Source organism: Limosilactobacillus caviae (assembly GCF_014635905.1).
GTDB lineage: Bacteria > Bacillota > Bacilli > Lactobacillales > Lactobacillaceae > Limosilactobacillus > Limosilactobacillus caviae.
The window spans coordinates 61,268-82,862 of the sequence record NZ_BMDS01000003.1 but is presented as its reverse complement, the minus strand read 5'-3'; the positions used below and the strand labels follow the sequence as shown (position 1 = coordinate 82,862).

Here is a 21,595-nt window from a genome sequence, read left to right as displayed (position 1 = left end):
TTATAACTATCTTTATTACAAAAGTGTTGCAAAATAACGTTCACAATACTTTGCGACACCATCATTATCATTAGTATCAGTAATTGCTGTGGCAGCTGCTTTTACATTTGGCAACCCATTTTCCATTACGATTCCTTGCGCAGCCGCCTTAATCATTTCAAGGTCATTATCTGCATCCCCAAATGACATTAAATTACTAAAGTCATCACCAAAATGGTCCAATAATGCCTTTAGTCCAACTGCCTTGTTTAACTTCTTAGGCAAAAACTCCATTATCATTGGTTGCGACTGCACAGCATGATAATGAGCTTTAAGGTCAGCAGGAAGGTTACTAATTATTTTAGTCAGCTTTTCTGGTTCAATTGCCATTACTGCCTTACTATAGGTAGTTTCCGGCAAATCATTCATTGCTAGATCATTAAATTCAATATTTCTTAAAACAGTACGATAGATGGATCCAGGATAGTCATTCAGCTCATAAACTCGTTCAAAATCTAAAACGTCTAATGGAATCTTTTCACTTCTAACGTAAGCAAATAAGTGCGATAAATCACTTTTCTTCATTCCTAATTCAAAGAGATGCTCGCGCGAATTGTTGTTAATAACTAAACCACCGTTAAATGTGATGGTATAATCCTCATCTTGAGTTAAACCAAGTTGTTCAATGTATGGCCAGATTGCATTGATTGGTCGTCCTGTGCATAGCACTACCCGAATTCCTTGTTCGTGTAATTGCTTTAAAACCTGTTCATTACGCTTACTAATCTCTTTATCACTATTTAGCAACGTATTATCGAGGTCGAGGGCAATCATTTTAATCATTTTCTCTTTCCTTCTTCCTAATATTTCCTTGAATTATTTGTTGGTTAAAGTCTTCAAAAAGTGCTAAAAATTGACTGGCACGTCTCTCTCCATATATTTGCACCCACTTTGCAAATCGCTGATTAATTTTCTGCCATATCTTTGTCTCAACGTCTTTTCCCTTACTGGTTGCAACGAGAAACATTCGACGACGATCCGCTGGGTCAGCTTTTTGTTCAACATATTTCTGCTGAAACAGAACTCTCAGCTGCCGGGAAACAGCACTTCTTGTCACTTGCCGCTGCTCAGCAATATCCATCAGCTTAATATTAGGGTGATTGATAATTGTTCTTAGAATTAAAAATTGTTCAAAGGATAAATTATATTCACTCGCCGGTTCGGAAATAAAACTTTCCAATCCCTTTAAGCCGGTTAAATAGATGTTTATTGCTTTATCCAACAGCTGGTCTTCATTTGCCATCATATCCCCCTAATTATTTAGTCAGTATCGTTTTCGCAATTAATCGTGCAAAATGATCATTACCGCTTGGCCCCATATGAACATTATCATTTGCAAACCATTCAGTGTGCCCTTGACTAGCTTTGTACCAATCTACTACATGAATGTTCTTATGTTTCTTTGCCATATCTTTAATTTCATTATTAACCGTTTGCTGCCATGGCTTGGTTGGAACATGTGCTGTAACCCAATAGATTTGATGACCTGGCCCAATCGCACTTAGGATATTATCAAGCGTATCCTGTGTCATCGGACCGTTAGTACCAAGATTTAGGACTACAATCTTATTCAAATGGCCATCAGCTTTTAATTGTTTAATTACTCCCGGTGCTGCTGATCCTTGTCTTCCCACTTGCGCATCAACATAAGCATTTGGCATTAACTTTTGAATACTATCAGCCGCATCAGCCATAACGGAATCACCAATCGCCGTTACTTTTAGTTTTTGTGCTGCTTTTACCTGTGCGGGAGTTAAATCATACTGTTTTTGCAGTTTAGAGGTATTGCCACTCGCCTCAGCAACATTTTCTCCTTTAGCAATTTTTTTATTGTGTTCCTCAGCCGCTTGATGGTTTTGTTCAATTCGCTGTTGAACCGCAGTCTTTTTAGGAGCACGATTAGGTTGGCAAAAACCAATAAAAGCAATGATAAAGACCAACACGCTTGCTAATAACTTAGACCCGCTCTGCCAGCTAAACTGGTGTGTTTCTATTACATGTTGTAAGTCTGCTGGCAGCTTAGACCATTGATAATGCGCAATTGGTTGCTCAATTAACCGATATGAAATTTCACTTATTGCCAAAATAATTGTAATTTCAATTAAGGCATTAATTAGCGGATGATTCCCCACGTTGATTACTCGTTCATAAAAGATCATTATCGGATATTGGTAAACATAGATCCCGTATGAACGCTGACCAACCCAGTGAAAAACAGGGTTAGAAAACCATTTATTCATGCTTGCACCAGGATGCAGGATTGTCGCCATAAGAAGCATCCCGACAAGGCTGTAAAGAAACATGCCGCCACGATAAGTAAAAGCTGACTGACCATTTAACGAACAAAAGCCAACAATGGTTAAAACGGTCATTAAAATACCAATAACATTAAGCAGATTTCGACTATTTGCCTGTAAATTAGGCCGCAAACGATTCAACGGCCACGCTAATCCTAACCATGAACCAAGGAAAAGCGAGAAGGCACGGGTATCTGTCCCGTAATATACCCGATTGATATTTGCAGGGTCGTACAAGACAGCCATTTCAATTGCTGATAAAATTGCCAAGCCGAAAACTACTCGCCGTACACTCTTTAAGTCTTTAAAAACCCTAAAGAGCAGCGTAATAATTAGCGGCCATAGGAGGTAAAATTGTGCTTCAACACCTAAGGTCCAAAGATGGGTAAAGGGCGATACGCCGCCAAACTGATCAAAGTACGATTGACCATGACCAATTTCCCACCAATTATAGACCCAAGTTAAATTTGTAATAATTGTTGCGCGAATATTATGAAGCAATTCATGAGCAAACAATGTAATATACGCTGTTGTTAGTAACAGCATTGCAATCAGTGTCGGGTATAATCGCCGAAAGCGTTTAAGGTAAAAGTGACCAAGATTTATTCGGTAACCATACTTAAGCTGTCGACTAAACTGGTACGTCACAAAGTATCCTGAAACTAATAAGAAAAGCGGAACTCCGAGGTATCCACCTGTTAAAACATTGGGCAATAGGTGATAAACAATAACTCCCAAAACAGCTAATGTTCTTAGCCCATCTATTCCTGTCACAAAATAGTGCGTCTGCATTCCCTGCGATGGATTAAAATTCGGCTTCATTGCCTAACCTCCACTATTTATTCATACCAAAGCATCGCTCAAAAATTAAAGAACCTAAGACTAGCCTCTCAGTCTCAAGATTTAGTCTATTATCCAACATGATTTTCTTTTAAGATTACCTGAACAATTTCCTCAATTTCGGGTGGTCGTTTCCACTCTTCCCAATGATCCATTGATTCGTCCTGCATCTTGTAATGGGTGTTTATAAAGTGTTCGTATTTAATAACATTTTTTGAATGAGGAATATTTAACTCTAGAATTCGTACTTCTTTAATAAAGTGACGCTCAGCTGCTAACTCTGCCCGTCCGTTTTGCACCATATTACCAATTTCATAATATTTTGAGCCATCATTACGGGTAATTTCCTCAATTAATGTTAACGTTTCGTGTTGCTCTTCCACGTTCTTCTTCCCCTTTCAACCCTACCATTATAGCGAGTTTAAACAAAAAAATCACCGTCTAAACGACGATGATTGGCATAAGAGAGAAAGAGAATTGATTAGAAGGTAATTACTTAATACCTTGCACTTATTATGATAGCGGTTTCAACAATATAAGTCAACCCCTTATAATGAACAATTGCCAAAAATATATCAAATTACTTGTAAATTATGGATAAAAAAAGCAAGTGGTAATAATTCTCTGATTATCTTCCACTCACCTATAATTTTTTATTGAACTGTAACAGACTTAGCTAAGTTACGTGGCTTATCAACATCAAGGCCTTTGCCAAGACTAGTATAGTAAGCTAATAATTGTGCAGGAATAACACTCAATAATGGGGTCAGCACTTCATCAACATCTGGAAGAACGAAAGTATCATCTTCTTGTGCAAGGTGCCGAGAAACAATTGTAATAGCACTTGCACCACGAGCTTGTGTTTCTTCAAGATTGCTACGAGTCAACCCTGCAGTCCGATCTTGAGTAATAATAGCAATAACCGGAGTATGGTCTTCAATTAATGCAATTGTTCCATGCTTTAATTCTCCAGAAGCAAATCCTTCAGCTTGAACATATGAAATTTCCTTTAACTTCAACGCTGCTTCGAGTGAAACTGACCAATCCATTCCACGACCAATGTAGAAGGCATTAGGTACCTTTGAAAGATAACGGGAAGCAATTTCTTCAATCTTCTTCTTGCTATCAGTGATTGATTGCATACCATTAGCCACTAATCCTAATTGATGTTTAACATCAAAGTCCTTCGCAGCTTGCTTGCCCATGTATACTCCTAATGCTTGTGCAAGAATTGCTTCAACCGCAATTTGTGCAGTATACGCCTTAGTTGAAGCCACGGCGATTTCTGGGCCTGCGTAAAGCAATTCAGTATAAGTTGCTTCACGAGAAAGTGTTGATTTATCAACGTTAGTAATAGTTAGACTTGGCCAATTATGCTTATTTACGTTAACAAGTACTTCACGACTATCTGCTGTTTCACCACTTTGGCTTAAGAAGATAAAGAATGGCTTCTTAGAAAGAAGTGGTTGTTCATAAGCAAACTCTGATGAAATATGAACAGAAGTAGGAATACCGCAAAGCTTTTCAAAGATCCGCGCACCAACAAGTCCTGCATGATAACTCGTCCCTGCGCCGACAATGTATAAGTGGTCAGCTTCGGCCATGTCCTTAAGCATCTTTTCATCAATTTTTGCTACATCATTATCACCAAAGTACTCTTGAACTAATTTCCGCATAACAGCTGGTTGTTCATCGATTTCCTTAAGCATGTAGTATGGGTAGGTACCTTTATCCGCTGCATTAGCATCCATATCAACCTTAAATGTTGGCCGCTCGATCTCATTGCCATCAAAATCTTTAACAGTAACATGATCCGGCTTAACGATTACTAGTTCATGATCGCCAATTTCCATGAAAGTATTAGTTTCCTTGATCATCGACATTGCATCTGAACCGACCATATTATAACCGTCAGCAATACCGACCAACAATGGACTCTTATTTTTAGCAACAAATAATGTATCTGGTTGTTCCTTATCCATTAATACAAATGCATATGATGAATCAGGACTAATTAAACGTAATACCTTAAGCAAAGCGGCTTCGGTAGTCATTCCAGATTCAACAACAAATTTATCAACTAACTGAACAATTACTTCTGTATCAGTTTGACTAACAAATTTTACATCGGATAAGTATTCTTTCTTTAAATCAGCATAATTTTCAATTACACCGTTGTGAACTAAGTAGAATCGCTCGTCTTGTGAATACTGTGGGTGAGCATTAGCCTCATTTGGTTCACCATGAGTAGCCCACCGTGTATGACCGATACCTGCTAAACCGTGTACTTCATCGCCAAGTGCAGCCTCTAAATTGGCAATCCGACCTGGACGCTTAACTAGGTAATCATGTCCCTGCTGATCATTAACATAAACACCGGCAGAGTCATATCCACGATATTCAAGACGCTTTAATCCATCAATTAGAATTGACAAACTCTTGTCAGTTCCAGTAACTCCAACAATTCCACACATAATTAAATTCCATCCTTTAAATAAAATTGGTATAGATAACTAGTAACTACTACTAGCTCTAATCAACTGTATTGTATAGTACAGTTTTTAGGTTATCTTGTCAATTATTTTATAAGATTGGTCTATATAGCTTGAATTTACTAACAGGATTATCAAAAAGGACCAAGGAATATTAAATCCCCTAGCCCTTTCATTTTAATTATTCTACTTCTAATTCAGCTCGTGCTACATCACCGATTCGTTCAACATATTCATGAACTAACTCTGGTGTAGCAGCTTCAGCCATAATTCGTAATAGTGGTTCTGTACCACTAGGACGTACCAATACGCGGCCATCACCGTTCATTTCTTTTTCAACTTCAGCAATGACTTCCTTTAATTTTTCATTTTCCATTGCACTTGCTTTATCCGCAACTTTGATATTTAGCAATTCTTGTGGATAAGTAGTGACATCGTTTGCAAGTTCTGCAAGCGTCTTTCCAGAATCTTTAACAACAGACAGGAGTTGAAGCGCAGTCAGCATCCCATCACCGGTTGTATTATGATCTAAGAAAATGATATGACCAGATTGTTCTCCACCGAGGTTATAACCATTCTTAAGCATTTCTTCAACAACGTAACGGTCACCAACCTTGGTCTTAACACTCTTTAAGTTGTGAGCTTCAAGCGCCTTATACATTCCAAGATTACTCATTACTGTAGTTACCACAGTATCTTTTTTAAGTAAGCCCTTTTTATCCATGTACTTACCACAAATATACATAATCTTATCGCCATCGACAATATTACCCTCATTATCAACAGCAATACAACGGTCACCGTCACCATCAAAAGCGACACCTAAGTCAGCGTTGTTTTCAACTACCGCCTTTTGAAGGCTCTCTGGATGGGTCGAGCCGCAGTTAAGGTTTGTGTTTAGTCCATCTGGTTGATCATTAATCGGGATAAACTCAACATTCATATCAGCAAATAAGTTAGAAACAAAACCACTAGTAGCACCATTAGCAGCATCAACGACTACTTTTAATCCCTCCAGATCATTAGAAACGGTCTGTTCAAGGAAAGAAGTGTATTTTAATGCACCTTCATGATAGTCTGCAACAGTTCCTAAACCTGCATCGGATGGACGTGGTAACGTATCTTCTTCTGCATCAAGCAGCTGTTCAATTTCGTACTCAAGCTCATCAGATAGTTTAAATCCATTTCCACCAAAATACTTAATCCCATTATACTTAATCGGATTATGACTAGCGGTTATCATTACCCCGGCATCAGCCTCTTGTGCACGAACAAGGTAAGCAACTCCCGGAGTAGTAACAACGCCGAGCCGCAAAACTTCAATTCCTACTGATAATAATCCTGCAATTAACGCATTTTCTAACATCTGTCCAGAAATTCGCGTATCACGTGAAACTAATACTTGTGGCTGTTTTCGCTCTGAATGACGAGTAAGGACATATCCGCCAGCCCGTCCAACACGAAAAGCTAATTCAGGGCTTAAATCCTGATTTGCAACACCGCGAACACCATCAGTTCCAAAATATTTTAACTTCATTTCACTTCTCCTCTATTATATTAAAAGTATTAATTTGCATTGCTTGAGCTTGAATCTTCACTACTATTTATACTACTTGAAGATTGCGATGTCTCAACAGATGATTCAGAAGAGGTACTTTTAGATGTTCCCCTTGCACTACTACTTGTATCATCTTTACTTTCACTACTGGATAAACTGCTGTTTGAACTACTGCTCTCCGCTCCAGCAGAAATTGGAATTGAGACATTAGTGGTCGTTGGCGAAATAACCACATTAAGCGTTTGACCATTACGATCAAGTGCTTGCAAAGTTACTTGTCGACTAATATTGTCTTTAGCGTTATGCGGAATGGCAACAAAAGCAACAATCTTATCGACCTGATTTACTTCATTTTTTGAACCAGTTACTTGAACTGTTTGAATATCACTATGCGGTCGTCCAAGCTTATATCCATTATCCAAATCTTTATTACTCAACCGGATAGTAACTTTCATTGTAATCGTTTTTCGTGGTTGGATATTAACGTTGATATAATTTGGCTCAATTTTCGATGTTAATTCCGAATTCAGACCACTTGTTTTTAATTTTACCCGATGTCTCCCTGGTGTTAAATCAGAGAGATCCGCATAAATCTTAAAATTTTGCGTATTTGATGTCGTTGTCACCAAGGCAGATGGTCCGGTTACCCTTACTTTGACGTATTGTGGATATCCGCTAACAATATATTTAGAATTATCAATCGTCACATCAAGAGGCATCTTAATCGTCGCTGACTTGTCAGACATTAATGCACTGCTTTGATTATTGTTTCGCGTATTTTGACGAAGGAAACCGCTCTTACTCCCATTAACATACATAAAAAGGAAAAGAGCAAGAATTAACGAGATAACCCTTAAAAACCATTTCCGACGAAAGAATCCTTTAGTGTCTTTGCCCATGGCGACCACCTCCTTTACGTTGAAACTTAGCATATAGTTCTGTAACTAAGTTCTCGTGTTGAGGTTCATGCGTATATAACTGGGCACGCAAGAATTTGAGATACTCATCACGTGACATATTCCTAATTAATTCATTATCCTTTGTAATTGAAACTTCCCCAGTCTCTTCAGAAATGACAATTGTTAACGCATCAGTCACTTCACTAATTCCAACAGCTGCCCGGTGCCGCGTCCCTAATTCTTTTGGGATCAACTTGCTATCAGAAAGAGGTAAGTAAGCCGCCGCAACAGCAATTCGGTTGTCCTTAATAATTACTGCACCATCATGTAAAGGAGTATTAGGAATAAACGTGTTTATGAGTAATGCACCCGATATATCTGCATCTAACGGAATACCAGTTTCGATATATTCTTCTAGTCCTGTTTTCATTTGGATACTCATTAAAGCACCAATTCTTCGCTTTGACATGTATTGAATTGCCTGATCCAATTGCTTAATCGTATCTTCTTCTTTTTCATTAGCTGTTTGATTATGGGTAAAGAATGTTCCGCGACCAAGGTGTTCCAATCCCCGCCGAATCTCTGGCTGGAATATAATAACAATTGCAATAACACCCCAGTTGATAATTTGATCCATTACCCATGACACAGTGCTTAAACCAACATACCAGCTAACAATCTTAACTAAAATAATAATTAAGATTCCGCGGAATAACTGAACAGCCCGTGTCCCACGAATCAACATTAGCAATTCGTAAATCAAAAACCAAATTACTAAGATATCTATTAAGTGAATCAGATTTTGCCATGTTAAAAGCGAAATTATAAACTGCATCGCATTCACCATCCTCTAAATCACGTTCATATTATATCATTTCATTTTATATTTCGCTCAATTCAAAAAGGAAATACTGCAAAGTTTTCTACGGAAATAATACAAAATAGCTCCCAAAATTCAGCTAAACCGAATGCCGGGAGCCACTTTATTCTATAGAGAAGTAAATAATTTTTATTTTGTCCTCTCCAAATTAATTTCAAATTATTTCCTGGGAAATTTTAGTGTTCCTGAACTTCATCTGGGTGTGCTTTTTCCCAGCGGTGTTCAGTCCAGAAGTAAAGGGTAATAAGGGCAAAACAAATTGCTGGAACGATAAATGATAATTGCATTGAACCAGTTAAGTCAGACACCCGTCCCTGGATAGTTGGGACAATTGCCCCACCAATCAACGACATAACAATAAATGCTCCACCGGTTTCGGTGTATTTCTTTTCGTGAATTTGATCAAGAGTATGAGCATAAATAGTCGGCCATTCAGGACCAAAGAAGAAACTAGTAGCAATTGCCGCAATAACAGCAACAATATTTGGCACAGTAAATGTAATCACTAATGAAATTGTTCCTAGTAATGAGAACCAGGTTAAAACCTTGGTGATTGAATACCGGTCAAGGAACCAGTTAGCAACCAGCTTACCAAAGAACCAGGCAATATAACTGTAGATCATAAAAGTTGAAGCAGCAGCATCAGAAATATGTGAATCTAACCGTAGTGCCAACCGAATAGTAAATGACCATACAGTGGTTTGCATACCAGCGTAGATAAACTGGCAAAGCACCCCTTTCATGTACCGCTTATTGTGGAATAGGTAATTGAAAGTTTCTCCAAGAGATGGTTGAGCTTCTTTTGACTCAGATGCGGTTGAAAATGCTTTTGCACGGGGCATCTTAGTTATTGCTAAAACAATAAAGATAATAATTAAAACAATTAAAATGTACTTGTAAGGCCGCAAAGTTAATTGAAGTAAGTGTTGGTTATACACCTCGGCTTCGGCTTTAGACATCTTCGCAACTTTATCAGCAATATTTCCGCCTTCACCAAAGATAAGGTACTTACCAAGTACGATTCCCATAATGTCACCAAGCGGAATCAATACATTTGCGACATTTAATCGCTTATTCGCAGTATCTTTAGGGCCAAACATTGTGGCATAAGTATCACAACTGGTTTCAAGAAAACTTAACCCAATTGCAATGGCAAAAATAGCCACTAAAAACATACTATAAGTAGCAACATGTGAAGCTGGGAAGAATAATCCACAACCAATAATATAAAATAATAGCCCAATAAGAATTGCTAACTTATATGATGTCTTTTTAATAAGAATCGATGCTGGAATCGCCATTAAGAAATAGCCACCGTAAAACGCGCTTTGCACAAAGGCGGTTGCTGTGTCGTTTAAGGTAAAGACGGTCTTAAACTGTGTAATTAAAATATCATTAAGACTCGCAGCAGCTCCCCATAATGGAAAAATCAAACATAGAATAACAAACTGGAACATTGGCGTCCGGCTAAGGTAGCCGTCAGGAAGCTGGACCCAACTCTGTTCCCGATCTTTTTTTACTTTACTATCCATAATTTAAACTCCTAAATATTAGAATGTAACTCCTGATTCCAAAATGATGTTTGAGTACGGCGTCATTTCCCCTGTCCGAATAAATGCGTGGGTCTTAGCAAGACTCTTCTTTAATTCGCTGTGAGGCATGAATGCAACTTCAACATCAGGTAATGCCTTTTTTATGTTTTCTAGCTGTTCTGGATTTTGGTCTTTAATTTCTTCAGCCAAGTAAATCTTTTGAACTTTCATTTCTTTAAGAACATTATTTAACACGTCCATAAAACTTGGCAGTTCTTTGTCCACGGCCAAATCAATCTTCTTAGTACCAAATGGAACCGGCATTCCTGCATCACCAATTGATAACCAATCCATATGACCCATATTAGCAACAACAGCTGAAACTTCTGAATTAATAATCCCTGTTTTCTTCATGATAATTCCCCTTAATTTTCTGCTAATGCTTTCATAACTGCATCATGATCTGGAATTGAAGGCATTGCCCCCATTTGTTGAACGGTTAAACTAGATGCCCGTTGCGCGTAAACAAGCGCCTTATCAACATTTGACAAGTCCTTTTCCAACTGTGAACTCAATGCACCAAGGAATGTATCACCGGCAGCAGTTGTATCAACAGCTTTTACCTTAAATGCCGGTACTAATCCATGAGATGTTGGAGTAGCGTAAAATACTCCTTTTGATCCCAATGTAATCAGGAGGTGCTTAACGCCGCGTTCACGGAAATACTCAGCACTCTTTAACATTGAAGCCTCATCAGTGATCTCAATACCGGTTAACAACGTACACTCGCTCTCATTAGGAGTGATAACATCGGTGTACTTTAATAATTCGGGTAAAATTTCATGAGCAGGTGCCGGATTTAACAATGTTGTAACACCGTGTTCCTTAGCCTGCTTAAATGCAGCCAGTGCAACTTCTTGTGGTGTTTCAAATTGACTAATTAAAAAGTCCGCATCTTTTAAGACATCATCAATTCCTGCAAGAACATCCGTGGTCATTGACTGATTAGCACCACCGTATACAATGATGTCATTTTGACCATTAGCATCTAAAGTAATTGCTGCACTTCCAGTACCATGCAACTTATCAGTCATGATGTGGCGAGTATCAATGTGATCATCAGCTAATGATTCAAGCATGTAGGCTCCTTCTTTGTCAGAACCGACAGCACCAATAAAAGCAGTCTTTGCACCAGAACGTGCCGCAGCAACTGCTTGGTTAGCGCCTTTACCACCTGGCGCAGAACTTTTACTTACTGCTGAAATTGTTTCACCAGGCTGTGGAAAACGATCAACGTGATAAGTAGTATCGACGTTGATACTTCCTAAAACAACTACATTATTGCTCATAACTATACTCCTTACTTTGTGAATTTTTTCAAGAATGAGACCTAGCTATCCTATCATATTTTGAAAGTGATTACAAAATTACTTTTACCATTCAGTGTACCGATATACTTAAGAAACCCTTGAAATCGCTTTTCAGCCAGCAAAATAATTTTTCAATGAGCAATTTGTGAGATTCTTTCATAATTTACAAATAAAATAGTAAGAATTATCCTCAACTCATCACAGGTCGAGTGCTACAACGCAATAGATGGTGTTACTTATTAGGTTCTAAAATCATTTCACAATCTTTAAAATAATAAAAGCGCAGATTTATTAACAGTCTTTTAACAAATCTACACTTCATAATATTAATCTTGGCGACCAATAATTCTAACTTCTGTTTCTAAGGTAACACCAAATTTTTCTTTTACTGTTTTTTGAACATGGTGAATAACATTGACATAATCTGCCGCGGTCCCATGGTCAATATTAACGATAAATCCTGCATGCTTTGTTGATACTTGTGCACCACCATAAGTATAACCTTGTAAGCCCGCATCATGAATCAATTTTCCAGCATAATAGCCCGCGGGACGCTTAAATACACTACCACAAGATGGCAGATCAAGTGGTTGTTTAGCTGCACGGCGCTCATTCAAATCATCCATTTTTGCTTTAATTTCATCATAATTTCCTGGTTCAAGGGTAAAGGTAGCATCAAGTACAATTCCATTATTGTCTTGAACGCTACTATGCCGATAGCCAAAATCTAATTCTTCATTTGAAAGGTGTGTGATTGTGCCATCTGGTAACATCACGGTCGCCTCAGAAACAACATTTTTGGTTTCACCGCCATAAGCACCAGCATTCATGAAAATTGCTCCGCCAATACTTCCGGGAATCCCCGCAGCAAACTCTAGACCAGTTAATTTATTGTCACGAGCTGCTTTAGTAGTTTCAACATACGATGCCCCCGCTTGTGCAGTAACTTTATTGTCGTGGACTTCAACCTTATTAAGACGGGTCAGAATAATTGTTAAATCATCAATTCCGCCATCACCAACAATTAAATTACTGGCATTACCTAAAACGGTTAATGACATTTTATGTTCATGAACATAGTTGACTAACTCTCTTACCTGATCAATCGTTTCAGGAAAGGCCAGCCAATCAGCAGGACCGCCTGTATGGGTATAGGTATAGTTCATTAATGGTTCATCTTGTTTAATCTCAATATTAGGAAATTCATTCATCAAATTAGCCATTCTTTATTTCTTCCTTTTTTGCATATACTTACAAATGCTATTGTATCATTTTTCAAAATTAAAAGTTTTGAAAAATGATTAGTTGATTGTAAAATAAAATTATCGACTTTTGCAAGGAGGATGCTAAATGAATTTTATTGCGATGGACTTTGAAACAGCCAGTGGCAAACGCTATAGTGCTTGTTCATTAGCTCTTACAATCGTCCGTGATAATCAGATTGCTGATGAATTTTATACTTTAATTAATCCCCACACCAAGTTTTTCTGGCGTAATACACAGATTCATGGAATCCACGAACGTGACGTTCAAAATGCACCAGACTTTCCTGAAGTATGGGATCATATCAAGCAATTTTATACCCCTGATAAGCTAGTGATTGCTCATAATAACCGCTTTGATAATAATGTCTTAAAAAATACGTTAGAGCATTATCAAATTGAACCTCCTGCATACCAAACGCTGGATACGCTCGCAAGCAGTCGTCAATTAATACCTGGATTAACAAATTATAAGCTAAATACTGTTTGTGACGCCTTGAATATTGACCTGCATCACCACCATAATGCTCTTGACGATGCTCAAGCCTGTGCTAATATCTTGCTGTACCAAAGTCAACATTTTACCCCACAACAAATTCAACCATTTATCAAACTAATTGGCTAAAGGAGAATTCTACTATGACTAATATTAACCTTAATGGCGGCAACTTAACTCTTGAACAGCTTAATGCTATTTTTTCAACAATCCCCGTTGAATTTGACTTTATCGATGAAAATGATATCGTACGTTGGTCATCTGCCAACCGTCACCGCTTATTCAAACGAACTGACGATGATTTGGGCAAACACGTTTTAGAAGTCCACCCCGGTCATAGTCAGGGCCATGTCAAACAAGTCCTTCACGATATGCACAGCGGTGACCGCGATTCAATCAATATTATGATTAAGCATCATGATCAACCAGTAAACATTGCCTTTTATGCGTTGCGTGATGAGAATGGTAAATATATAGGCTGTGTAGAGGTTACTCAAGAAGTTAGCAATCACCAACAGCGAGGATCTGTTTGGCGCAACATCAAACAAATATTTCATAAAAAATAATATCCTTACATGTATAAATAAGGAGCAAGATAGAAGTTATTTACGGTACTTCCTATCCTGCTCCTTTATTTTGTTTCTTTTGGTGAATACTTCATTTGAATAACCTTGCGTCCTTGTTCAATAGCTGTCCCTGTTTTAACGAAATCTAATTGTTGATATAAACTAATTGCTGGAAAATTATCTTCAAAAACGGTCAGGACTAAATTCTCCAAGCTGCTGTATGTATTAAACCAATACTCAGCCTCATCAACTAGAAGGCGGCCAATACCATTCCGCCAATATTTTTTACGGACTACCACTCCCAATTCTCCTGTCGTCGGTTGATGCTCTAATACCATTACGGTTACCATTCCAACAACTTCTTCTCCCAGCATTGCCAATAAAATCACGCAATCATCAAATTGGTTAATCATGTCAATATTTTTAGCTTCCGTTTTTTCACTAATTTCATTTAGGTGCGGAACTAAAACAGCATTGCTTTCTGTAGCGGTTGCCCGTAAAAAACTTAAAACCTTTTCAGCATCATCACTAGTCGCAAGTTTTACAGAGATTTCGTCTGCCATTATTTCACCACATTTCTAACAATTTGTTCAAAATGTTCGCCATGGGGTTCAAATTCAAGGATTCTTGTCTCATCATCGTCTGTACGCTTAAAATGAATTGCCAAAAAATTAGCTGGAAGTTCATCTTCTACAAATTTAGCCCATTCGACAACAGAGACTCCATCGCCATCAAAATATTCTTCAAGGCCTAAATCAGCTGCTCCACCATTTTCAAGCCGATATGCATCCATATGGTAGAGGGGTAACCGCCCGTCTTGATACTCGTGGATGATTGTAAACGTAGGACTCTTAATAATGTCTGGAATTTCTAAACCAACAGCAAGGCCCTTAGTGAAAGTCGTTTTACCGGCTCCTAAGTCACCATCTAGGACAAGGACATCCCCCGCCGCTAGTTGTTGACCAATTACTTTTCCGAGATTAATCGTTGCATCACGGTTCGTCAAAGTTAAGCTTTCCATAGCACTCTCTCCTACTCTAAAATAACTAGTCTTATTGTACATATGTCTTTTTTAAAAAGCAAAAAGAGTACTTTAGAAGCATCATACCCTCTAATAGGAGCATACCAACACAGCTTCATATTTGTACTCTCTTTTAGCTAGTTTATTAAACTAATCTTATAATGATTGGGCAGCGGTGATCATTGCTACCTTATAAGCATCGTCTTCGCTGCATCCCCGTGAAAGGTCAGCGATTGGGGCATTGAGTCCTTGAAGAATAGGACCAACTGCAGTAAATCCGCCAAATCGTTGGGCAATCTTGTAACCAATATTACCTGCTTCAAGGCTTGGGAAAATGAAGACATTGGCATGACCAGCAACTTTAGAATCAGGGGCCTTAAGTTCACCTACTGATGGTACAACTGCCGCATCAAATTGTAGTTCACCATCAGCTGGTAAGTCAGGATCTAAATCATGAACTAACTTAGCAGCGTCCGCAACTTTCGTAACCATGTCGCCCTTAGCTGAACCCTTAGTTGAAAAGCTAAGCAATGCCACCTTCGGATCAATTTCAAAAAGGCGGGCCGTTTCAGCACTTTGAATTGCAACTTCAGCCATCGTTGGTGCATCTAATTCAATATTAATTGCACAATCGGCAAAAATATAACGTTGATCGCCTTTAATCATAAGAAAGGCTCCACTGATCCGGTGAGCACCTGGCTTAGTCTTAATGATTTGCAATGCAGGGCGAACTGTTGAGCCGGTTGAGTGAACAGCACCAGAAACCATTCCGTCAGCCTTTCCCATGTAGACAAGCATTGTCCCAAAGTAACTAACATCTTCAAGCATCTTTTGAATTTCTTCAGGGGTGTTCTTTCCCTTTCGCCGTTCCATTAATGAGTCAAACATTGCTTGCTTATCGTCTTCTGGATAAGTTGCTGGATCAATGATTTGAAGATCAGTAAGGTCAAAGTTATTTTCACTGGCAACTTTTTTAATTGCCTCTTTATCCCCAAGCAGGATTGGGTCTACTAAGTCATCTTTCTTTAAGCGAACAGCAGCTCCTAAAATCCGCTTATCCTCACCTTCAGGAAAAACAATTGTCTTGTTTTGTCCTTTAATCTTTGCAGCAATCTCATCAAATAATTCCATAATGCAAGTACCTCCTTATGGTTACTAAACATTTTAAAGTTGTGACTGATGATCACATCTTTAACGATAATTTGGTTCGGCAGGAAGCTGCCAATCAATTGGCTGTTCTCCCATCGCCTGAAGTGCTTCGTTGGTTTTAGAAAATGGTCGTGAGCCAAAGAACCCGCGATTAGCAGATAATGGACTTGGGTGGGCTGACTCAAGGACTATATTCGTATTTGTATTAATCAATTGTTTTTTGTTGCGTGCAGCACGTCCCCACAGAATAAATACAACTGGTTTAGGACGTTCAGATAAAGCGTGAATTGCCGCATCTGTTAACTGTTCCCAACCGTGTCCACGGTGTGAATATGCTTGTCCCGCACGTACTGTTAAAACTGAATTTAATAAAAGGACGCCTTGATCAGCCCATTTTTTCAAATAGCCATGATTTACCGGCGTACAACCCAAATCACTCTGCAATTCTTTATAAATGTTCTGTAATGAAGGCGGGACCGGTACCCCAGGCAGTACTGAAAAACTGCACCCATGCGCTTGATTAGGTCCATGATAAGGATCTTGACCAAGAATAACAACCTTAACCTTACTAAAAGGCGTCCATTCAAATGCTTCAAAAATATGATGCATTTCTGGGTAGATCGTTTGATGGGTATATTCTTCTTTTAGGAAATTATGCAATTGAGCATAATATGTACTCTCAAACTGGGGCTTTAAGACTTCCCACCAGTCGTTATGAATTAACTGTTTCACGATTATTAGCACCTCGCCTATTATTTTAGCATAATTAAACATCATAATGGGATAAATTGGAAGCGTTTTTTATCTAGGAAGTTTCTTCACCAATTTTTCCAAGAAGCTGGTAAAATAAAAGATAGATTATCAAAGAATGGTGGTGGCAAAGTGCGACAATTATTTATTCGCGATCGTTCAACTGATTTACATGGAACGACCGTCATTCGCGATAAGAACGGTAAATCGTGCTATCTTCTTGTCGGTAAATGGGGAATGAGGTACGATGCCCTATCATTGTATGCAATTGATGGAGCTTTATTAGCTGAAGTAAAGCAGTTAACCCTTGGATTATTACCGAAGTTTGCATTATACGTCAATCGTCAACGAGTCGGTACAATCGGTAAAGGGTTTGGTTTTGTTCAACAGGTTATTTATATCCGCGGAATTAACTGGATCATCGTTGGTTCCCCATTAACTAGTCGTTACCGTGTCTTTTCAGGTAGTCACTTAGTCTTTTCAATTCAGCCAGTTAAACTTTCGAGTGGATATTGTCATGAACTAAAAGTAAACAAAAAGGAAGATGAACCCTTAGCAATCCTGATTGCTAGCATTCTTAACCACTGGGCACGAAGAAGCGAACAAGAACCACTATTAGCCCGGTTGATGAAACGTTCTCCTAAGCTAAGTACTAGCATGTCATTTTCTATCAGTAATCAGTTAAATCTTACCTGTAAAAGCCATAAAAACAAGTAATGTAAAAGGAAGAGGCCGAGAAACATGATTTCTTGACCTCTTCCTTTATATTTAGTAATGTTTCATAACCCGTTCGATCTCACGGTTTTGTTCACGACGTTTAATTGCTTCACGCTTATCGTATTGGTGCTTACCTTTAGCTAGGCCTAATAATACTTTTGCATAACCATGTTTAATGTACATCTTTAATGGAACAAGCGTAACTCCCTTATCTTGTAAGGCTCCTGCAAGCTTATTAATTTCTTTTTTATGCAACAATAATTTTCGATTTCTTAACGGATCTTGATTAAAGTAAGTCCCGTTGTCATATTCACTAATGTGCACATTCATTAACCAAGCTTCACCATTACGGACCTGCGCAAATCCATCCTTCAAATTAACACGGTGAGCACGAACCGATTTAATCTCAGTCCCCGTTAAAACTAATCCAGCCTCAACCGTATCTGTTACAAAATAGTCATGACGAGCTTTTTTGTTTTGTGCAATTAAATTGTCGTTATTTTCTTGATGGGATTTTTTTGCCATAATATCCCTCCCCGCTTTTAATGGTGACGACGAACACTTTCATGATCGCGTGAATTGTTGTGGTGACGAGTTTGTCCACGATTTATTTGACGATTATTTTGTCGGCCATTTTCTTGGTTACTCCGCCGCCATTTTCCTTGCGTATTCCGATAGTGACTGCCATTATTGTTCTCGCGCTGAGACTTATTGTTAGTACGGCCTTTCCGACCACGGCCACGACCATGGTATTGATCATTATGCGGAACCCGAATCTTTGTCTTTGGTGCCTCTTCAGGATTAACAATTTCAAAGTCTACTTCACGAAGATCTTTATCTGCTCGTACTAGCTTAACCTTAATCGGCTGTCCCATTTGGAAGATCCGGTGCGACTTTCGGCCAATTAGGGCCATATGTTTTTCTGAATATTCATAATAGTCATCATTCATGACGCTAATATGAACTAATCCTTCAACCGTATTTGGTAATTCTACAAATAAACCAAACTTCATTACTGAACTAACAACTGCATCGAAAGTTTCCCCAACATGGTCTTCCATGTATTCCGCCTTCTTCATGCTGTCAACATCACGTTCTGTATCAATTCCGCGCCGTTCTGTAACAGACGTATGCTCGGCAATTTCTGGAAGCTTATCACGCCAATGGTCCTTAGCTGGTTCATTCTTTCCGTGCTTTTCATACCATTTGATTAAACGGTGCACTGTATCATCAGGGTATCGACGAATTGGTGAAGTAAAGTGAGTATAGTATTTTGCACCCAAGCCAAAATGGCCAAGTTCTTCATCTGAATATTTGGCTTGTTGCATACTACGCAACATCATAACTTGAACCATCTGCTCTTCTGGAGTACCGGCAACATCTTTTAATACTTGTTGAAGCATCCGCGGCTTAACATTTTTAATATCGCCATGAACATCAATACCGAATACGCTTAAGAACTCCGCAAAAGCTTTAATTCGGTCACTATCCGGTGTTTCGTGGATCCGATAAAGAAATGGCACATGCTCCTTAAAGTAATGTTCAGCAACTGTTTCATTTGCTGCCAGCATAAACGATTCAATCATTCGCTCAGAAAGGCCCCGATCCCGTAACTGAATGTCTGTCGGATGTCCCTTTTCATCCACAATAATCTTTGCTTCAGGCGCTTCAAAGTCAATTGCTCCACGTTTCTTCCGGTTTTTAAGCAATAATTTGTGAATTTCACTCATTGTTTCAAACATTGGAACTAAGTCTTCGTATTGCTTTATCGTTTTGGCGTCATGAGACTCAAGAATTTTATTAACCGCCTTATAAGTCATCCGAGCATGAGATTTCATTACACTTTGGAAGATGCGGTGGTTAACGATTTTCCCCTGTTCATCAATTTCCATTTCACAACTCATTGCTAGCCGTTCTTCACCTGGATTCAAGGAACAAATCCCATTAGAAAGGCGTTTAGGAAGCATTGGCACTACTCGGTCTGTTAAGTAGACAGATGTTCCGCGCTTAAATGCTTCCTGATCAAGAGGCGTTCCTGGTTTTACATAGTGAGAAACATCAGCAATGTGAACCCCCAGGTGGTAGTGACCGTTATCCATTTTCCATGCTACAACCGCATCATCTAAGTCTTTTGATTCAATTGCATCGATTGTAACAAGTGGTTGGTCTGTAATATCTTTACGACCCTTTTTTTCTTCAGGAAGAACCTTAAGCGGAATCTTATTAGCCTGTTCCATCACTTCTTTAGGAAATTCATGAGGAACATCGTGGGCATAAATTACTGACATAATATCAATGCCCGGTTCATCTTTGTCACCAATAACTTCAGTAACTGCTCCTGTTAATACTTCCGGTGCCTCATCACTCGGATAAGTTTCAACGGTGGCCGTTACGACTTGACCATCAAGCGGTTTTAAGCCCTTATCAGTTACGTAAAAATGATACCGCGATAATTTTTTATCTTTAAGTAAGATTTCACCAATATAATTACCAACAGTTTCTTGCTTAAATTCGCCAACTACTTGTTCATATTTGTGTTCAACAATTCGCGTTACTTGCCCTTCTGGACCTTGATCGCTACCTGGTTTTGCAGGCCGCAACACTTTAACCTCTACTTGGTCCCCGTTTAGCGCATAGCGGGTATGGTCAGGATTGATATACATATCTGGAAGGTCCGGATCATAGTCGACAAACCCGAATCCTTTATCATTACCATGGAATGTACCAATAAGTGGTTGCTGCTTAATAACCGCTTCAAATTCGCCACGATCAGTTACCTGAACTTTTTTCTCACGTTCCAACTGGGCAAGTGACTGAACGATCGGTGTAAATTGATTAGCATCATCCATCCCTAATTGGTGGGCAAGTTTTTCTGCAGAATAACTAATACCTGCATTATCAGTTAAATGTGTTAATATTTTTTCTTTTAAATCATTTGTTGTCATTTAGAAGACACCTCGAATAAAATTTGTAGATATTTTCCTACATCAGTAAATAATTGTCGATGGGCGGTATTAACTGTTAGAAGATGTGTAGCAGTAGGGTAATAATGATAATCAACTGCGACCCCATTTTCTTGTAACCGTTTTTCTAATTGAAGACCTGAAGCAGGATCAATCATTTCATCAGCACCACCTTGGGCAATGAAAAAAGGTTGGTGAATCTGGTCTAAGTGGTCACAAAGCTGGTGCGCCATATTTTGAATTTGGGTCAATTGCTTAGGGAGCCGTTCTGTTAACTTAGCTACTTTTTCTTTAGTGATTAATGGATTCAACTTCTGCTGACGATAATATTTTGCAGCAATTTTAGGGAAGTATTCTGGAACATTGGACTGCCCCCAAGTAGTAATCGGGGATGCAAAAACACCACCGCCTAATAATCGCGGGTCATTTTCAAGAGCCCTTGTTGCTAATAAGCCTCCTAACGACAAGCCAAAAATAGCAATCTGATCAATTCCAGCGTCTCGCAAACGAAAAATCGCCATCCGCGTATCATCCCACCAATCATCTGGTCCATTGCTTTCTAACACTTTTTTCGGATCGCCGCCATGACCACTTAAGAGCGGAGCGAAAACCGTATATCCCTGCCAATTAAGCTGGCGTCCCAACATTCGAACATCATTTGTATTTCCTGTGTATGCATGGAGTAAGATAACTCCACGCCGTCCACTATGGGGAAAGAAAAAAGAGTCACCAGTATACGTTTTCACTAAATCATCCCCTACACT

22 protein-coding genes are annotated in these 21,595 nt (G+C 38.8%); 3 read left to right on the top strand and 19 right to left on the bottom strand.

Translation table 11 applies throughout. The features are described from left to right. Positions 1-15: 15 nt before the first annotated feature. From IEU90_RS05205 to murB, 12 genes are all read right to left on the bottom strand, one after another. Positions 16-822 (bottom strand): Cof-type HAD-IIB family hydrolase, encoded by an 807-nt coding sequence (locus IEU90_RS05205; protein ID WP_153710105.1) that lies wholly within the window; start codon positions 820-822, stop codon positions 16-18. After that, positions 815-1,282, bottom strand: coding sequence for a MarR family winged helix-turn-helix transcriptional regulator (locus tag IEU90_RS05200; RefSeq protein ID WP_153710104.1), 468 nt, complete (start codon positions 1,280-1,282; stop codon positions 815-817). Before IEU90_RS05200 ends, IEU90_RS05205 begins: the two co-directional genes overlap by 8 nt. 13 nt (positions 1,283-1,295) lie before the next feature. After that, positions 1,296-3,158: an acyltransferase family protein gene (locus tag IEU90_RS05195; RefSeq protein ID WP_188357826.1), complete on the bottom strand. Its 1,863-nt coding sequence runs from the start codon at positions 3,156-3,158 to the stop codon at positions 1,296-1,298. A gap of 89 nt (positions 3,159-3,247) precedes the next feature. After that, entirely contained in the window at positions 3,248-3,559 is a 312-nt protein-coding gene (locus IEU90_RS05190; RefSeq protein WP_182599241.1) for a hypothetical protein, read from the bottom strand. A 270-nt stretch (positions 3,560-3,829) separates the two neighbouring features. Beyond that, positions 3,830-5,650, bottom strand: coding sequence for a glutamine--fructose-6-phosphate transaminase (isomerizing) (glmS, locus tag IEU90_RS05185; protein WP_153710102.1), 1,821 nt, complete (start codon positions 5,648-5,650; stop codon positions 3,830-3,832). Between the two features lie 199 nt (positions 5,651-5,849). Continuing rightward, positions 5,850-7,205, bottom strand: a complete 1,356-nt coding sequence (gene glmM / locus IEU90_RS05180; protein WP_153710101.1) for a phosphoglucosamine mutase — start codon at positions 7,203-7,205, stop codon at positions 5,850-5,852. A gap of 29 nt (positions 7,206-7,234) precedes the next feature. Next, on the bottom strand, positions 7,235-8,125 hold the full coding sequence (locus IEU90_RS05175) for a CdaR family protein (RefSeq protein ID WP_153710100.1): 891 nt from the start codon (positions 8,123-8,125) through the stop codon (positions 7,235-7,237). After that, entirely contained in the window at positions 8,109-8,960 is an 852-nt protein-coding gene (gene cdaA, locus IEU90_RS05170; protein ID WP_153710099.1) for a diadenylate cyclase CdaA, read from the bottom strand. The genes IEU90_RS05175 and cdaA overlap by 17 nt, the downstream gene beginning before the upstream one ends. 221 nt (positions 8,961-9,181) lie before the next feature. Next, the gene (fucP, locus tag IEU90_RS05165) at positions 9,182-10,537 is read right to left on the bottom strand and encodes an L-fucose:H+ symporter permease (RefSeq protein WP_153710098.1); all 1,356 of its coding nucleotides are present in this window, start codon (positions 10,535-10,537) and stop codon (positions 9,182-9,184) included. 18 nt (positions 10,538-10,555) lie between these two features. After that, the gene (gene rbsD / locus IEU90_RS05160) at positions 10,556-10,951 is read right to left on the bottom strand and encodes a D-ribose pyranase (protein WP_003666460.1); all 396 of its coding nucleotides are present in this window, start codon (positions 10,949-10,951) and stop codon (positions 10,556-10,558) included. A gap of 11 nt (positions 10,952-10,962) precedes the next feature. Then, entirely contained in the window at positions 10,963-11,886 is a 924-nt protein-coding gene (rbsK, locus tag IEU90_RS05155; protein WP_188357825.1) for a ribokinase, read from the bottom strand. Positions 11,887-12,233: 347 nt separating this feature from the next. Continuing rightward, positions 12,234-13,130, bottom strand: a complete 897-nt coding sequence (gene murB / locus IEU90_RS05150; RefSeq protein ID WP_153710096.1) for a UDP-N-acetylmuramate dehydrogenase — start codon at positions 13,128-13,130, stop codon at positions 12,234-12,236. A 127-nt stretch (positions 13,131-13,257) separates the two neighbouring features. Between murB and IEU90_RS05145 the strand changes: the two genes are divergently transcribed. Next, positions 13,258-13,794, top strand: coding sequence for a 3'-5' exonuclease (locus IEU90_RS05145; protein WP_153710095.1), 537 nt, complete (start codon positions 13,258-13,260; stop codon positions 13,792-13,794). A 14-nt stretch (positions 13,795-13,808) separates the two neighbouring features. Then, positions 13,809-14,231 (top strand): PAS domain-containing protein, encoded by a 423-nt coding sequence (locus IEU90_RS05140; RefSeq protein WP_153710094.1) that lies wholly within the window; start codon positions 13,809-13,811, stop codon positions 14,229-14,231. A 65-nt stretch (positions 14,232-14,296) separates the two neighbouring features. Here the strand turns inward: IEU90_RS05140 and IEU90_RS05135 are convergent, their stop codons facing one another. The 4 genes from IEU90_RS05135 to IEU90_RS05120 form a co-directional block, all read right to left on the bottom strand. Then, the gene (locus IEU90_RS05135; protein WP_153710093.1) at positions 14,297-14,794 is read right to left on the bottom strand and encodes a GNAT family N-acetyltransferase; all 498 of its coding nucleotides are present in this window, start codon (positions 14,792-14,794) and stop codon (positions 14,297-14,299) included. Further along, the gene (gene tsaE / locus IEU90_RS05130) at positions 14,794-15,252 is read right to left on the bottom strand and encodes a tRNA (adenosine(37)-N6)-threonylcarbamoyltransferase complex ATPase subunit type 1 TsaE (protein WP_153710092.1); all 459 of its coding nucleotides are present in this window, start codon (positions 15,250-15,252) and stop codon (positions 14,794-14,796) included. The genes IEU90_RS05135 and tsaE overlap by 1 nt, the downstream gene beginning before the upstream one ends. 156 nt (positions 15,253-15,408) lie before the next feature. After that, complete coding sequence (gene pta / locus IEU90_RS05125; protein ID WP_188357824.1) at positions 15,409-16,383, bottom strand: phosphate acetyltransferase; 975 nt, start codon at positions 16,381-16,383, stop codon at positions 15,409-15,411. Positions 16,384-16,443: 60 nt separating this feature from the next. Continuing rightward, entirely contained in the window at positions 16,444-17,133 is a 690-nt protein-coding gene (locus IEU90_RS05120; protein WP_163705072.1) for a uracil-DNA glycosylase, read from the bottom strand. Between the two features lie 150 nt (positions 17,134-17,283). On the opposite strand from IEU90_RS05120, the gene IEU90_RS05115 reads away from it, so the two are divergent. Beyond that, the gene (locus IEU90_RS05115; protein ID WP_188357823.1) at positions 17,284-17,868 is read left to right on the top strand and encodes an LURP-one-related/scramblase family protein; all 585 of its coding nucleotides are present in this window, start codon (positions 17,284-17,286) and stop codon (positions 17,866-17,868) included. A gap of 51 nt (positions 17,869-17,919) precedes the next feature. On the opposite strand, the gene smpB is transcribed toward IEU90_RS05115, so the two are convergent. From smpB to IEU90_RS05100, 3 genes are read right to left on the bottom strand one after another with little or no spacing between them, the layout of a single operon-like run. Further along, complete coding sequence (smpB, locus tag IEU90_RS05110) at positions 17,920-18,393, bottom strand: SsrA-binding protein SmpB (RefSeq protein ID WP_153710089.1); 474 nt, start codon at positions 18,391-18,393, stop codon at positions 17,920-17,922. A gap of 17 nt (positions 18,394-18,410) precedes the next feature. Further along, on the bottom strand, positions 18,411-20,813 hold the full coding sequence (rnr, locus tag IEU90_RS05105) for a ribonuclease R (RefSeq protein ID WP_153710088.1): 2,403 nt from the start codon (positions 20,811-20,813) through the stop codon (positions 18,411-18,413). After that, entirely contained in the window at positions 20,810-21,577 is a 768-nt protein-coding gene (locus IEU90_RS05100) for an alpha/beta hydrolase (RefSeq protein ID WP_188357822.1), read from the bottom strand. The genes rnr and IEU90_RS05100 overlap by 4 nt, the downstream gene beginning before the upstream one ends. Positions 21,578-21,595: the final 18 nt, after the last annotated feature.